The following is a 13,433-nucleotide window of genomic DNA, read 5'->3' on the forward strand; positions in this document are numbered from 1 at the left end:
GCCCGAGTTTGCAAGGTTCAGCTAACGGGTGACCATCTCAGGTCAGGAGTCCTGGGACCTGCTCCTCGGGACAACTTGGGCTAGAGGTACCCAAAGGCCCAATTTGCATCCAGTTATCGCGTGCAGCATCACGCGACGTACCCTCGTCTGACTCAAAGGGACTGAGAAGAACTGATCAACAGTATATTTACGACATGCCTATTGCGCCTGTGGAACTGCTAACTGCCGAAATCTTTCCCACGACGGCAAGCAATCAAGGTGAGCCCTACATACGCATCGACGACTGGACAGCCCCGGTCACGTACTTCGTGGGACGCAATGGCAGTGGAAAATCCAAGGCAGCCAAGCTGATCGCCAGGAAGGAAACAAGTAGCCTCTATCTCTCTACGGATCGCCTGCTAGGGGTTATGTCCGTAAGTTCAACCCCGACGGGGGCGACAATAAGCGAATCGAGGGGGGTCGCCCTCGACGATAGGAATGCTAGCCACTACGAGCAGCAATCACGGCTACACGGAATGGCAACCGAGCAAATGCTTGTCTTGCGCAAACAGCCAGACGTCGCCCTCAGGGTCGCTGCATTCTTGAGACGGGCTTTGGGGCGCGTCATCGAGTTACGAGAAACTTCCGGATACCTAGACCCGTTCGTACGGGTTGGCAATGTCGAGTACTCTCTTTTTCGAGATGAGGGGCATGGCCTTCGTGAACTCATTGTTCTGCTCACAGCGGTTTATAGAAGCGACTGGCAACTACTAGTAGTTGACGAACCCGAACTGCACCTTCATCCCTCCATGGCCCGACTATGGGTTTCTGAACTTATGCGCGAATGCGAAGCCAGTGGGCGCCGTGCCCTAATCGTTACGCACGAGCCTTCTGTCCTGGCACCCTCAAACGCTTCAGAGCTGTCTTCCATTTGGTACTTTGACATGAACAGAAAACCTTCGACAATTTCCTCACACTTCGAAGAAGCGCAGGCAACACGAGTAACCGCAGGGCTAACGGTGAACAATCGACTGATCAGCCAGTTAGTATTTGCGCCACGTCCGGTATTGGTCGAAGGACCCCACGATGTACGCGCATTGAGTACCGCACTGGCTCGCACCAAAGACCCTGCGGTTGTCGCTCAGACCGAATTTGTCCCATGTGGATCAAGCAACGCCGTCGCGCTCTGGTTTGCGATCAGTAGGAGCATGGGTCTCGACGTACGGGCCATAGCCGACCTGGATGCAATTTTCTCGAGTGACGTGCAGAGAACAATCGACCGAAGCGCGGAGCTGCAAAGCAGATATCGCGATGAACTATATGCCGATCCACCTGCCACGCACGCTGCTCTGAGACCATTGATAGAGGCAGCCGACCGCGCATCAGTGAAGAAGGATGAACGAAGCCGGGCGAGATGGCTTGCCGACCTTGATCCCGAGGGAAGCGGGCCGACGAGCCGCCGCGACAAGATACTGGATGTGTGGAGAACCGAAGGTCTATGGCTCCATCCTCAGGGAACACTGGAAGATGTCCTGGGGATAGAAAAGGGAAAGGCAGAACCGGATGTCGCTGCGGCTGTAATTGGGGACATCGACGTCGTCAGCGACTGGTGCGCCTTCGAGCTAGATCCACGTGGCGAAGTTGAGCACCTGTTGGGTGCGGCGGTCGAGCGAATAGCAAGTGCAATAAACCACGCGCAGGGGATAGACCCTTTAGCCTCTTTCAACCGTCCTGTGGGCACGACGTCCTCCATAGATGAAAAGCTCGTCGACATTCAGCCATTGTCGAGCGGCCGCTATCGGTTGACGGTGAAGTTGCCAGTGGACTTCGCCGGGTATTGGATGGACTTTGACCGAGCCACCTCCTCCAACGACATGCGCCTAAGTTCACCCCGTTAGCCAGAGACAGTTGAGATCAGTGATAACAGCAACGTCCTATTATTACTGATCTAGCCCCTGACTGGCACATACCGTTCATAAATGCGGGACATCAACTCGTTAAGCTCGTCCACGATCACGTCGGCGTCGGCTTCATGGAGGCCTCTAAAGGTTTTCATATCCTTTACGGTTGATTGGATGCGCATAGCGAGCCGCACTTTGTCCTGTCCCCCAAGTCCCGTGCGGTCCACGGAACCGTAGTAGTCCTCTAAGTCGCCTCGCGCAAATACATATACTTTTTTGTCACGTAGGCGCTTGAGAAGATCAGTCTTGAGCCGAAGAACTTCTGCTGTATCCGACTTGAGGATATTGAGACTCTCGCGGTTCCTGCGGGTACCGAAAAAAACGTCCATTGACTTCTTGATCGGTTCGAATCCCACCTCGGTACCATCCCACTTCAAATACGTTTTTTCGGCGTAGTCCCAGTGCGCTTTCAGACGGCCGCGGTTCGATAGCTTTTCCGCATCCTTCCTTGATATATCGGGTTCTTCCTCGGCTGGAAGTACGGCATTGACAGCTTCAATCATTTGGTCCCTTAGTAACTTGATTGAATCGTCGTCATTGATGTGTTTAAAGCCGTCCAACACTGTGTCCAGATCGCAGAGTACATGAACATCGATCTTGAAGTGATCAAAGAATGAACGGTACTTGGAGATGTTTAGTTTCCCGCCCACAACAACGTATGAAACGTTGCACTCGAGCTGGTTCCAATCAGACTTCATGAGTTCTGCAAGATGAGGAAACACAATGCCGTCACTCTCCCCCTCCACTAGCACAACAGCGTTCGAAAAGAATGCACTTTCATTGTTCTCATGACAGATAACTTGGAACGCCGCCCGCTCATTCAAGTCTGAAAGGTCTATGGGGAATGCCTCAGAACACTTTGAGAGGCCGCCCCCGTCGAGCGGGGCCTTGCGTAGTTTAGTGAAGGTCTTCGTTGCGTCAGCGTTGAAGAACAAAGGCGAATGAGTGGTGACGAGAACCGGGAAGTCGTGGGAGAAGAGCTCCAGGGCCCGGAAAAGCTGACGCTGGCCTTTAGGGTGAAGGTAGAGTTCGGGCTCCTCGAAAAGCAGGACGTTCATCCGCCGACCCGGCTTCTCCCGTGGTGCCGTCCCCAAACCCTCCGTTCGCAAAAAGGTATAGGCTCTTAAAATCGCGAATGCTACCGCTCGTTTGAGGCCATCGCCTTTTCCAGTCACTGGTCCTTCGTGACCGTCATTGATGGTCATCTCGGCAGCAGAGAAGATAGTTCGAAGCTCAGGGACTGGCACGTTCATCCGGAGTTCAACACCGGGGAAGCTCTCCCGCACAAAGGTTTGGACTGTCTCCTCGATAGTCCTGACTGCTTCCAATCGCAGGTCTTCCTCCGGTTCGCCATTTGGACCGAGAACCCTTGAGAGGCGCTTCTGAAGTTCGTGAAATTGCGCCTGAAGGTCATCGAATTCATCCTCGACTTCGTCCAACAGCAACTTTAGTAGTTTACCAAAAGTGGCAGTTTCGGCCGTCTTCATCTCTCCAGCGACGTCTTTGACGGCCTCTATGTAGATGGGTTCAGGGAGGAAATCTTTGATAGCGGCCTCGATTCCCGTACCTAACGGACAGTCGCGCATCACAAGATCATCCAGCGGAATATCGTCCACGATCCCCCGGCAAGCATCTATGACGGCTTTTTGTGACAGCTTCTGCGGTTCGATGCGACCCTTCAACTCCGGGATTAGGTCAACGACAGCCTGATAGAGGTCGGCATCCTTCTTGCCCGTCATTTGCGCTTTGAGCAATTCAGGTACGAGGTACGGGTTTTCAGGACAAGGCTTTGAGAGTTGCAAGACTTGTTTGGTTGAACCTGGGGCAACGGTGCGAACTAGCGTCAACTCTCCGTTCACGACATCGCCGACCATGGCGGCTCGATGGTTGGCTGCACCGATCAGGTCTAGATCATCCTGTGTGATGTCCACGATTTTTAGTTCCACGCGGATCGGCTTCATGGGATTGTGAAAGTCGGCCTCACTGAGCCTTCGTGGCGCCGACCCCGTCAGTGCAAAGACGAGTGCATGCAAAACAGAGGACTTTCCGGCATTGTTCTCACCTATGATGCATCCGAAGGAAGAAAGCGGCAAAGAGACGCTGTCCAATGCTCGAAAGTTCTTGATCGTTAAAAGGTCTAGCTTCAATTGATTCCCCCGATGAGACTGTATCGACCGAGCAAGTATTCCAGAAACTTGCTTCAAGGAACCGCAGGAGGATGGCGTGTTCACCCCTCAAAGAGCCTCAACACGTGGGCTTCCTGACCACTAACCAATTGCGAACGGAATGCATGCGGTGGATAACACGGTTAGGCAGCACACCGCAGAGCAGGAGTGCAGCTTCCAACTTGGGAGCGGTTTCGCAGCACGTTCGATACCGGCGAATCAATGGGGGCGAACAGTTGGCCAAGGGGGCGAATACCAAGAACTCTGGCCGAAATTCGCCCCTTCTTGCGGGGCATACGGCGGGCTGCGCGACGGGAGGAGAGCCATATGCCGGCGCAGTTCCCGTCAGACCTCCGCCACCGGAGCCGCGAACTGCGCCTCGTACAGCCGCGCATAAGCCCCGCCCGCGGCCAACAGCGAAGCGTGCGTCCCCTGCTCCACGATCTGCCCGGCCTCCATCACCAGGATGAGGTCGGCATCGCGGATCGTGGACAGGCGGTGCGCAATGACAAAAGACGTCCGGTCGGAGCGCAGGGCACTCATCGCCTTCTGCACCAGCACCTCAGTCCGGGTATCCACCGAAGACGTCGCCTCGTCCAGGATCAGCACCGACGGCCGGGCCAGGAACGCCCGCGCAATCGTCAGCAGCTGCTTCTCACCGGCGGACACGTTGGAGCCCTCGTCCTCTAAAACCGTGTCGTACCCCTCCGGCAGCGAGTGCACGAACCGGTCCACGTACGTCGCCCGCGCCGCCTCCAGGATCTCGTCCTCGGTTGCCGTAGGCCGCCCGTACGCGATGTTGTCCCGGATGGTCCCGCCGAACAGCCACGTATCCTGCAGCACCATGCCCAGCCGCGAGCGCAGCTCGCGCCGGGAGACTGAGGTGACGTCCACGCCGTCGAGCGTTATCCGCCCGGCATCCAGTTCGTAGAACCGCATCATCAGGTTCACCAGCGTGGTCTTGCCCGCACCGGTCGGCCCCACAATCGCCACCGTCTGCCCCGGCTCCGCCACCAACGAAAGCGAAGAGATCAGGGGCTTGTCCGGCGAGTACGAGAAGGAGACGTCCTCAAACACCAGCCGGCCCCGCCCAAAAGCAGGACCAGAACCAGGAGGATCAGCGGACTCCTCCGGCTCGTCCAGCAACGAGAACACCCGCTCGGCCGACGCCACCCCGGACTGCAGCAGGTTCGCCATGGACCCCAGCTGCGCCAGCGGCATGGTGAACTGCCGCGAGTACTGGATGAACGCCTGCACGTCGCCCAGCTGCATGGCCCCCGACGCCACCTGCAGGCCGCCCACCACCGCGATCCCCACGTATACCAGGTTCCCGATGAACGTCATTGCCGGCATGATCAGCCCGGAAATAAACTGCGCGCCGAAGCTCGCCTCGTACAGCTCCACGTTCTTCTGCCGGAACCGTTCCTCCACCTCGCGCTGCCGGCCGAACACCTTCACCAGCGCATGCCCGGTGTACGTCTCCTCGATCTGCCCGTTCAGCTCCCCCGTGTGCTTCCACTGCGCCACAAACAGCTTCTGCGAGCGCTTGGCAATCAGCGCCGTGATCCCCAGCGTCAGCGGCACGGTCACCAGCGCGATCAGCGCCAGCGTGGGCGAGAGGATCACCATCATCACCAGCACGCCCACCACGGTCAGCACCGACGTGACCGCCTGGCTGATGGACTGCTGCAGGCTCTGCGAGACGTTGTCCACGTCGTTGGTCACCCGGCTCAGCAGCTCACCGCGCTGGATCGAATCGAAGTACCGCAGCGGCAGCCGGTGGATCTTCGCCTCGATCTCCCTGCGCAGCCCGAACACTGTCCGCTGCACCACCCCGTTCAGCACATACGCCTGCACCCACATAAACGCCGACGCCAGCACATACAGCACCAGCGCCCACAGCAGCACACTGGACAGCGCCGCGAAGTCGATCCCGGTGCCCGGCGTCAGCGCCATGGGCGTCAGCATGTCCGCCCGCTGGTTCTCCCCCGCGGCCCTCAGCTGCGCGATCAGCTCCGCCTTGCTCACCCCGGCGGGCAGCTGCTTGGACACCACGCCGGCGAAAATCAGGTTGGTGCCCTCCCCCAGCAGCCGCGGCCCGATCACCGAGAGCGTCACGCTGGCCACCCCCATGATCAGCACCAGCAGCAGCCGGGCCCGCTCCGGCCGCAGCGTGCCCAGCAGCCGCCTGGCCGACGGCCCGAAGTTCATCGCCTTCTCCGCAGGAATGTTCATCCCGCCAAAGGGTCCGCCGCGCCCCGGTCCGCCCGCCGGACGGGGAATGCGTACGACGTCGGCAGTCCCGGGTTTCGAGCCCGCTGCGGTTCCGCCGGGGACGGCTGAGTGGGTGGCGGCTGAGTGGGTGGCGGCCCCGTGGGAAGCGCCAGACGTCGGCCGGTTCTGCGTGCTCATACCGTCTCCTCCGCCGCCAGCTGGGAGGACACAATCTCGCGGTACGTCTCGGACGTCTCCAGCAGCTCCCCGTGCGTTCCGCGCGCGACAATCCTGCCGTCGTCGAGCACTAAGATCTGGTCCGCATCCACGATGCTGGACACCCGCTGGGCGATGATCACCAGGGTGGCGCCCGCCGTGTTGCGCTTGAGCGCCTGCCGCAGCCGGGCGTCGGTGCCGGTGTCCAGCGAGGAGAACGAGTCGTCAAAGATATACAGCTCGGGCCGTTTCACCAGGGCCCGTGCGATGGCGAGCCGCTGCCGCTGCCCGCCCGAGACGTTGGTGCCGCCCTGCGATATGGGCGCGTCCAGCCCGCCCTCCATCTCCTCCACGAAATCCCGCGCCTGCGCGATCTCCAATGCGGACCAGCACTCGTCCTCGGTGGCGTCCGGTTTGCCGTACTGCAGGTTGCTGCGGACAGTGCCGCTGAACAGGTAGGGCCGCTGCGGCACCAGGCCGATGTGCCCCCAGAGCAGGTCCGGGTGCAGCTCGCGCACATCCACGCCGTCGATCCGGACCGAGCCGGTGGTGGCGTCGAACAGCCGCGGCATGAGGTTCACCAGGGTGGTCTTCCCGGCACCGGTGCTGCCGATGATCGCCGTCGTCTGCCCTGCCTTGGCGGTGAAACTGATCCCGGAGAGGACAGGCTGGTCGGCACCCGGGTAGGCGAATCCGACGTCGCGCATTTCCAGCTGCCCGCGGCGGTGCCCGTCGGACGACACCGCGCTGCTGAGCGGCCTCAGCGGCGGCCGGACGCTCGACTCGGTGCCCAGCACCTCGCCGATCCGGTCCGCCGAGACTGCGGCGCGCGGGATCATCACCGCCATGAAGGTGGCCATCATGACGGACATCAGGATCTGCATCAGGTAGCTCAGGAACGCGATGAGCGTGCCCACCTGCATGGAGCCGTCCTGGATCCGGAACGAGCCGAACCAGATCACGGCCACGGACGAGACGTTCAGCACCAGCATCACCACGGGGAACGCGAGCGCCATCAGCCGGCCGGCCCGCAGCGCGGTGTCCGTGACGTCCTCGTTGGCCTGGGCGAAGCGGGCGGTCTCGATGTCCTCACGGACGAAGGCGCGCACCACGCGGATGCCGGTGAGCTGCTCGCGGAGCACGCGGTTTACGGTGTCGATCCGGACCTGCATCTTCCGGAACAGCGGCACCATCCGGCTGATGATCAGGCCCACCCCGATCATCAGGACGGGCACGGCGACGGCGATCAGCCAGGACAGCTGCACGTCCTGCCTGACGGCCATGATTACGCCCCCGATGGCGAGCATGGGCGCGGCCACCATCATGGTGGCGGCCATCAGCACCAGCTGCTGGACCTGTTGGACGTCGTTCGTGGAGCGGGTGATCAGGCTGGGCGCGCCAAACTTGGTCACTTCCTGTTCGGAAAACTCCCCCACCCGGGTGAAGATGGCCCCGCGCAGATCCCGGCCCACCCCCATGGCCGCCTTCGCCCCGAAGTACACGGCAATCACGGCGCAGATGATCTGCAGCAGCGTAATCGCCAGCATCAGGCCGCCCAGGCTGAGGATGACGCCGGTGTCCCCCTTGGCCACGCCCTCATCAATGATGTCCGCGTTCAGCGTGGGCAGGTACAGCGACGCGATGGATTGCGCCAGCTGGAAAATCACGACGGCGATCAGCAGTTGCCGGTGCGGCCGCAGGTATTCAACAAGCAGTTTCCAGAGCAATGCGGCTCCAAAGGTTCTGTCCCGCTGGAAGGTCTAGCAAGGGGTGGTGCGAAGGTCAGTTTACGTCCGGAGGCTGGGATAAAGCCGGGCAGCTTCGGGAGAAATTCGGCCGGTTCTCCCAAAGCGTATTCGCCTTGCCGGCGGGAGCGCCGCCGTCAGGCTGTCCGTGAACTACTCGGCGATGTCCTCAGCCCGGACTCCGCTGCGACGCCAGATCGCCTGCCACCTCTACGACCTTTTCAGGTGGCACTCCGGCGGCCAAGGCGGCAGCAATCTGCACGTCGCACGCGGCTTTTGCCTGGTCGAGGGCCCATTCAGCGGCCTCCACCTCGCCGACGCGGGTGGTCACTGCGGCCAGCAACGCGTCGTGCAGGGCTAAGAGGTCAGCGGCCGCCTTTCTGGCAGCGGGTAACGCCAGCTCGTGTTCGCCGTGAAGTGTCCAATCAACCTGGGCGATGGACAGAGGCGGGGTGTTTGAATCAATGAACGGGTCCACGGGGCGGCTTTCTACGACTGGCTAAGCAAGGCTCCCGGTCGCTGAGCGGAATCAGGTCTCTGAGGACCACCAGGCTGAACAGGTCTGTCTACTAAGTCAGAGACTACACAGGAGCCTGCGAAATACGAAGCGACGGCGGTGACACCAAGCGGATGGCTGCCCTGGCATCGGGTGACGAAGAATGCACCGGCGCGGTCTGACGCTACAACACGGCCCTTACGTCTTCCGGGCCTTTAACGCGGGAACAACGGCGCAGTGGTGTACGTTGCAGTCTCGTCAGAAACATCGTAGAAGCATCAGAAATGAGAAGCACCCAAAGTGGCAACCGATTACGACGAAGTCCGTTCCGACGTCAAGGAAACCCAAGACCGTTCCCTGGAGGCATTACAGTCTGCCAACGCCCCGGACGCCCGCAGCGTCGTCAATGAACTGGACGAAGCGGATGCATTCGATGAGGGCCTGACTCCCGGGGGAGAGATCGTCTCCGAGGAGCTCATCGTTCAGGTCATTCCCCAGGCCGCGGACGAGTTCACCTGCTATTCCTGTTTCCTCGTCCGGCACCGGTCTCAACTCGCCCGCGAAAGCAACGGCCACTCATACTGCATCGAGTGCGAGGGGTAGGGCATCCATCCTCAGGGCACACTATTCGACAGCAGACCATCAGGGTGAGATTGCTGTTGCGGCTCACGCTGCCTGAGTAGCCATAACCGCCAGGGGCGCCGCGTTGTCAGGGGCAAGGATGGTCAGCCTGTAATCGGACTGGAGCGGATCGACGCGGGCAGGCAGATGGTGGGACCTCGAGCAGGCGCGCAGTTCTTCCAACGCGTCGGGCTCGATGCGGGCCCGGGTCATATCGATCTCCAGGGCCATGCCCGTGGTGAGGGAGTTGGCGCGCTTCATGACGGCATACAGGCCGTGCATGCTTTGCGATGTCACATGGCCCTGCGCGGCTACCTGGGCCGTTGCACAGTCGAGGTCCACCCGGACCAGCACCCGAAGCTTGTCTGTTGTCACGAAAATTCTCCGCTCTAAGTTGGGTGCCACAACGCTGTGGCGCCCCGGACAACCATAGACCAAATGTGATCCAGGCAACACACCTGCCGGTATTGGGGTTTTGCCAGCTCCGGCCCGGGACGCGGGAGCGGCGTGCGCAGAGAGTGCCCGTCCTGTACGGCGGGCGGAGGGACGGCGGTCCCCAGGAAACAGCATTGGGACGTTATGTGCTTCCCGGGGCATGGCCGCTTGGGTCAGGCGTGGCTTCTGCGGGTCACTGCCCCGTAGATTCCCAGGACGATCAAAGCCCCAAGAATGGCCAGCAGCCAGGTCCGCAGGTCGAAAAATTCCGCGAGGCCGCCGCCGAAGATCAGCGAGCCGATCCATCCTCCGAGGATCGCTCCGACGACGCCAAGAACCATCGTGACCAGCCAGCCCCCGCCTTGCCGGCCGGGGAGTATGGCCTTGGCGATGGCTCCTGCAATCAGGCCGAGCAAGAGAAATCCGAGAATTCCCATGACGCACTTCCTTCCAAAGGACCACCAGCGTCGCCGTGACGCCATAGCAAGATTTTAATCAGCATGCTTAGCATCTGGCAAGGATTCGATTTACGATTAAATAGTGAGCCGCAGGCAGCCCGCCAGCGGCAACCAACCTGAGGAAGTGACACTGTGGGTTTGGACGACAAGATCGAGAACACCGCCGAGAAGCTTGGCGGCAAGGGCAAGGAAGTCGCCGGCGAAGCCAAAGGCGATCCGGGCCTGAAAGCCGAAGGCAAGAGCGACCAGGCCAAAGCAGACCTGAAACAGGCCGGCGAGAAGGTCAAAGACGCCTTCAAGGAATAATCCACCTCAACCCGGGAAGGGTGCGGCGCGAACACGGGCGGCACCCTCCCGCATTTACCGTCTTGATCCCTCGCGCGGACATCCTCCGCCTGCTCGAACCTGTAGGTGCTATTGGCCGAGCAGGGAAACGGCGTGGGCGATGACGAGCGCCAGCAGCACGAAGCCGCCGAAGGCTTGGAGGCCCATGAGTGATTTTGCCCGGGCAGAGAGGGGCATCGTGTCCGTGGGGCTGAAGGCCATGGAGTTAGAGAGGGAGAAGTAGACGTAGTCAATGAACGACGCCGTCCAGCCGCTCTTTACCGAAGACCTGGCGGCAACTTCCCTGACGGCGTCGTGGTCTTCGTCCTGGGGGAACCGGAAGTCTGCCTGGGGCAGCTCGTGGCGTGGGGTGTGCCGGCGGGACACAGGGCCGCCCCTGTCCAGTTCCCAATAGACCAGCGCAAAGGCGATGACGTTCGTTACCCAAACCTGAAGCGTGGCGAGCAGAAGGTTTGGACCGTCGGTGTTGTCAGGGCCTGCGAGGGCGATGACCAGCTGCACCAGGGCAGCCTCATTCGCTGCGACCAGCAGCAGTGCCTGGCCTACGGAAAGATGCCTCGACCAGCGCGTTTGGCGCGTGAGGCGGCGGGGATTCAGGACAATAAGCGGGATCAGGAGGCCCAGCCCGACGATGACAACCGCGTAGCGAACGCCCGGCAGGAATGCTGTGGGCAATGTCGCGTACAGGCTCAGGGCAACAAGCAGGCCAACGACGGCAGGCCAGCGGTGCTCAGCGTGGGCCTGTTGTCCGTTGTTGGTCGTCATAATCAGGAGTGTAGGCACGGTTCCGCACAACATTTGCTCCGACTCACCGCACGTACGTCGTGCCATTACGGTGGCATGACTAACCCGACGGGGTGACCCGGATCGGAGAGCAGCGGTCGACGGCGGGATGTCCCGCCGTCGACCGCTGCTCCCTCAGGTCGGCTCAGTAAGCCTTAACCCGCTGTTCGACGATGAGATGGATGAGGGCAAAGACGCCGTCGTCGTCGATGGCCGCCAGGGCGGCGTCCAGTGCGGCCGGAACGTCTTTGTCTTCGGTGACAGTGGTCCCGAAACCGCCGAAGGCCCGGGCCATCATCCCGAAGTCCGGATTCTTCAGCTGGGTCCCGGAGACGCGCGAGGGATAGTGCCGCTCCTGGTGGGTGCGGATGGTGCCGTATTCCTGGTTGTCCATAACGATCACCAGCGGTGTGGCCCCGTACTGGGCCGCGGTGGCCAGCTCCTGGCCGTTCATGAGGAACTCCCCGTCCCCGGCGATGGTTACCACGCGGCGCCGGGGATCGGCCAGCGAAGCCGCGATGGCCGAGGGGACCGAGTAGCCCATGGAGCCGTTACGGGCACTGATCATGGAGGCGTAACGGCGGGTCGGAAAGTAGCGGTGGGCCCAGTTGGTGTGTTCCCCCGCGCCGAACGTCACCAGTGAATCCTCGGGCAGCCTTGGCACCAGGTTCGCCATCAAAGTGTCCATCCTCGCCTGCCCCGCTGCCGGCGCCGCCGGGGGCAGCGCGGCGAACCGCTCCTGCTCGCCCCGCATCCGGTCCGTCCACGCTTTCCACTCGCCCTTCGCCGGCAGGTCAATCCCCACAATGTCGCGGACAAAGGCCTCGGGCTTGGCCAGGATCTGCCGTGAAACGGGTCCCGACCGGCCACGGAGTGAGGAGTCGGCTGTGACCAGGAAGTTCTTTTTGTTCCAGTCCTGCCGGCAGACGAATCCGTCCGTAATCACGTCGCCCGGCACCGTCCCCACAAACACCAGCAGGTCGGTTTCCTCCAGCAGGTCGTAGGTGGGGCGGGGGCGGCCGTAACCAATCGGGCCCACGTAGGACGGGGAATCGAAGGAGACCGTTCCCTGCGTCCGCCATTCAGCAGCAGCCGGGATATGGTGCCGTTCCAGCCATCCGGTCAGCTGGTCAGCCGCCTCCTGCGTCCAGTCGTTGCCGCCGGTGACAAAGAGCGGCTTGGTGGATTCCGCCAGCGCAGCCTCCAGCGCGGCGGCATCGGTGCTGCTCAAGCCACCGGCTGCCACCGGAATGACGGGGTGAATCGCCGGGTCAATCTGCTGCCGGATGATGTCCTCCGGCAGGCCCACCACCACCGGGCCCGGCCGCCCGCTCATGGCCGCAAACATCGCCTCGGCCACGATCTCGGACGCCCGCTCCGCATGGTCAAGGACCATAACGCGCTTCGCCCCCGTATCAAACCAGGCCTTGATATCGAACTCCTGGAACGCCTCACGGTCCCGATGCGCGAAGGGGATCAGGCCGACGAACAGCAGCATGGGGGTGGAGTCCTGCCATGCGGTGTGCAGCCCCACATGCGCGTTGGCCGCGCCGGGACCCCGGGTCACCATCGCTATGCCTGGGCGCTGGTGCATCTTGCCGTCGGCCTCGGCCATGAAGGCGGCGCCGCCCTCGTGCCGGCAGACGATTGTTTCAATATCCGAGTTGTGCAGTCCGTCCAGGACGTCCAGGAAGCTCTCGCCGGGAACCACATAGGTGCGCTCCACACCATGGGCCACGAGCGAATCAACTATCACGTGCCCGGCTGATTTCAGTGCCGGGCCGTTGCCGGCGTGAAGCTCCTCCGAAGGGCGTGCCAGCCGGGAGACTTGCCCGGAATTCCCGACGGCGGCGGGCTGGGTGTGGGATGCGGTCAGGATTGCTTGGGTTTCCGGTGTCATGGGCTTTCTTTGGCTGTTTGGGCTGGTTTGGCGTTCGTAGTGGATGGTGCGCGCTTTACCTGAAGGTCTTCGCGGGCGGGTTGGCGATCACGGGGGCTGTGCCTGTGAATCCGTC

11 protein-coding genes are annotated in these 13,433 nt (G+C 61.5%); 3 read left to right on the plus strand and 8 right to left on the minus strand.

All coding sequences use genetic code 11. The annotated features are described in order from the left end of the window. Window positions 1-194 precede the first annotated feature (194 nt). Window positions 195-1,877, plus strand: coding sequence for an AAA family ATPase (locus QK290_RS17515; RefSeq protein WP_282331926.1), 1,683 nt, complete (start codon window positions 195-197; stop codon window positions 1,875-1,877). A gap of 50 nt (window positions 1,878-1,927) precedes the next feature. Here the strand turns inward: QK290_RS17515 and QK290_RS17520 are convergent, their stop codons facing one another. From QK290_RS17520 to QK290_RS17535, 4 genes are all read right to left on the minus strand, one after another. Next, on the minus strand, window positions 1,928-3,886 hold the full coding sequence (locus QK290_RS17520) for an AAA family ATPase (protein ID WP_282331927.1): 1,959 nt from the start codon (window positions 3,884-3,886) through the stop codon (window positions 1,928-1,930). Between the two features lie 564 nt (window positions 3,887-4,450). Further along, window positions 4,451-6,517: an ABC transporter ATP-binding protein gene (locus tag QK290_RS17525; protein ID WP_282331928.1), complete on the minus strand. Its 2,067-nt coding sequence runs from the start codon at window positions 6,515-6,517 to the stop codon at window positions 4,451-4,453. Next, window positions 6,514-8,262 (minus strand): ABC transporter ATP-binding protein, encoded by a 1,749-nt coding sequence (locus QK290_RS17530; RefSeq protein ID WP_282331929.1) that lies wholly within the window; start codon window positions 8,260-8,262, stop codon window positions 6,514-6,516. The genes QK290_RS17525 and QK290_RS17530 overlap by 4 nt, the downstream gene beginning before the upstream one ends. Window positions 8,263-8,449: 187 nt before the next feature. Beyond that, a complete protein-coding gene (locus tag QK290_RS17535; protein ID WP_282331930.1) occupies window positions 8,450-8,758 on the minus strand; it encodes a hypothetical protein in 309 nt (102 codons plus the stop codon). A 318-nt stretch (window positions 8,759-9,076) separates the two neighbouring features. Between QK290_RS17535 and QK290_RS17540 the strand changes: the two genes are divergently transcribed. Then, window positions 9,077-9,379 carry a DUF4193 domain-containing protein gene (locus QK290_RS17540; RefSeq protein WP_282331931.1) on the plus strand — a complete coding sequence of 101 codons (303 nt, stop codon included), beginning with the start codon at window positions 9,077-9,079 and terminating at the stop codon, window positions 9,377-9,379. Between the two features lie 63 nt (window positions 9,380-9,442). Here the strand turns inward: QK290_RS17540 and QK290_RS17545 are convergent, their stop codons facing one another. Together QK290_RS17545 and QK290_RS17550 are read right to left on the minus strand one after the other, a co-directional pair. Beyond that, the gene (locus QK290_RS17545; protein ID WP_282331932.1) at window positions 9,443-9,772 is read right to left on the minus strand and encodes a hypothetical protein; all 330 of its coding nucleotides are present in this window, start codon (window positions 9,770-9,772) and stop codon (window positions 9,443-9,445) included. Window positions 9,773-10,005: 233 nt separating this feature from the next. Next, window positions 10,006-10,269 carry a GlsB/YeaQ/YmgE family stress response membrane protein gene (locus QK290_RS17550; protein WP_282331933.1) on the minus strand — a complete coding sequence of 88 codons (264 nt, stop codon included), beginning with the start codon at window positions 10,267-10,269 and terminating at the stop codon, window positions 10,006-10,008. A 153-nt stretch (window positions 10,270-10,422) separates the two neighbouring features. On the opposite strand from QK290_RS17550, the gene QK290_RS17555 reads away from it, so the two are divergent. Beyond that, on the plus strand, window positions 10,423-10,596 hold the full coding sequence (locus tag QK290_RS17555; RefSeq protein ID WP_160675163.1) for a CsbD family protein: 174 nt from the start codon (window positions 10,423-10,425) through the stop codon (window positions 10,594-10,596). Between the two features lie 108 nt (window positions 10,597-10,704). Here QK290_RS17555 and QK290_RS17560 read toward each other — a convergent pair whose 3' ends face one another. Together QK290_RS17560 and QK290_RS17565 are read right to left on the minus strand one after the other, a co-directional pair. Further along, window positions 10,705-11,400 (minus strand): hypothetical protein, encoded by a 696-nt coding sequence (locus QK290_RS17560; protein WP_282331935.1) that lies wholly within the window; start codon window positions 11,398-11,400, stop codon window positions 10,705-10,707. Window positions 11,401-11,563: 163 nt separating this feature from the next. Beyond that, on the minus strand, window positions 11,564-13,318 hold the full coding sequence (locus QK290_RS17565) for a thiamine pyrophosphate-dependent enzyme (RefSeq protein ID WP_282331936.1): 1,755 nt from the start codon (window positions 13,316-13,318) through the stop codon (window positions 11,564-11,566). Window positions 13,319-13,433: the final 115 nt, after the last annotated feature.

Source organism: Pseudarthrobacter sp. AL07, assembly GCF_029960665.1.
In the GTDB taxonomy this organism is placed as follows: Bacteria; Actinomycetota; Actinomycetes; order Actinomycetales; family Micrococcaceae; genus Arthrobacter.

Bases quoted from the DNA above. Each gene is read 5' to 3' on its own strand.
- QK290_RS17560 (WP_282331935.1), bottom strand. From the start codon at position 11,400: ATGACGACCAACAACGGACAACAGGCCCACGCTGAGCACCGCTGGCCT.
- QK290_RS17525 (WP_282331928.1), bottom strand. From the start codon at position 6,517: ATGAGCACGCAGAACCGGCCGACGTCTGGCGCTTCCCACGGGGCCGCC.
- QK290_RS17550 (WP_282331933.1), bottom strand. From the start codon at position 10,269: ATGGGAATTCTCGGATTTCTCTTGCTCGGCCTGATTGCAGGAGCCATC.
- QK290_RS17515 (WP_282331926.1), top strand. From the start codon at position 195: ATGCCTATTGCGCCTGTGGAACTGCTAACTGCCGAAATCTTTCCCACG.
- QK290_RS17565 (WP_282331936.1), bottom strand. From the start codon at position 13,318: ATGACACCGGAAACCCAAGCAATCCTGACCGCATCCCACACCCAGCCC.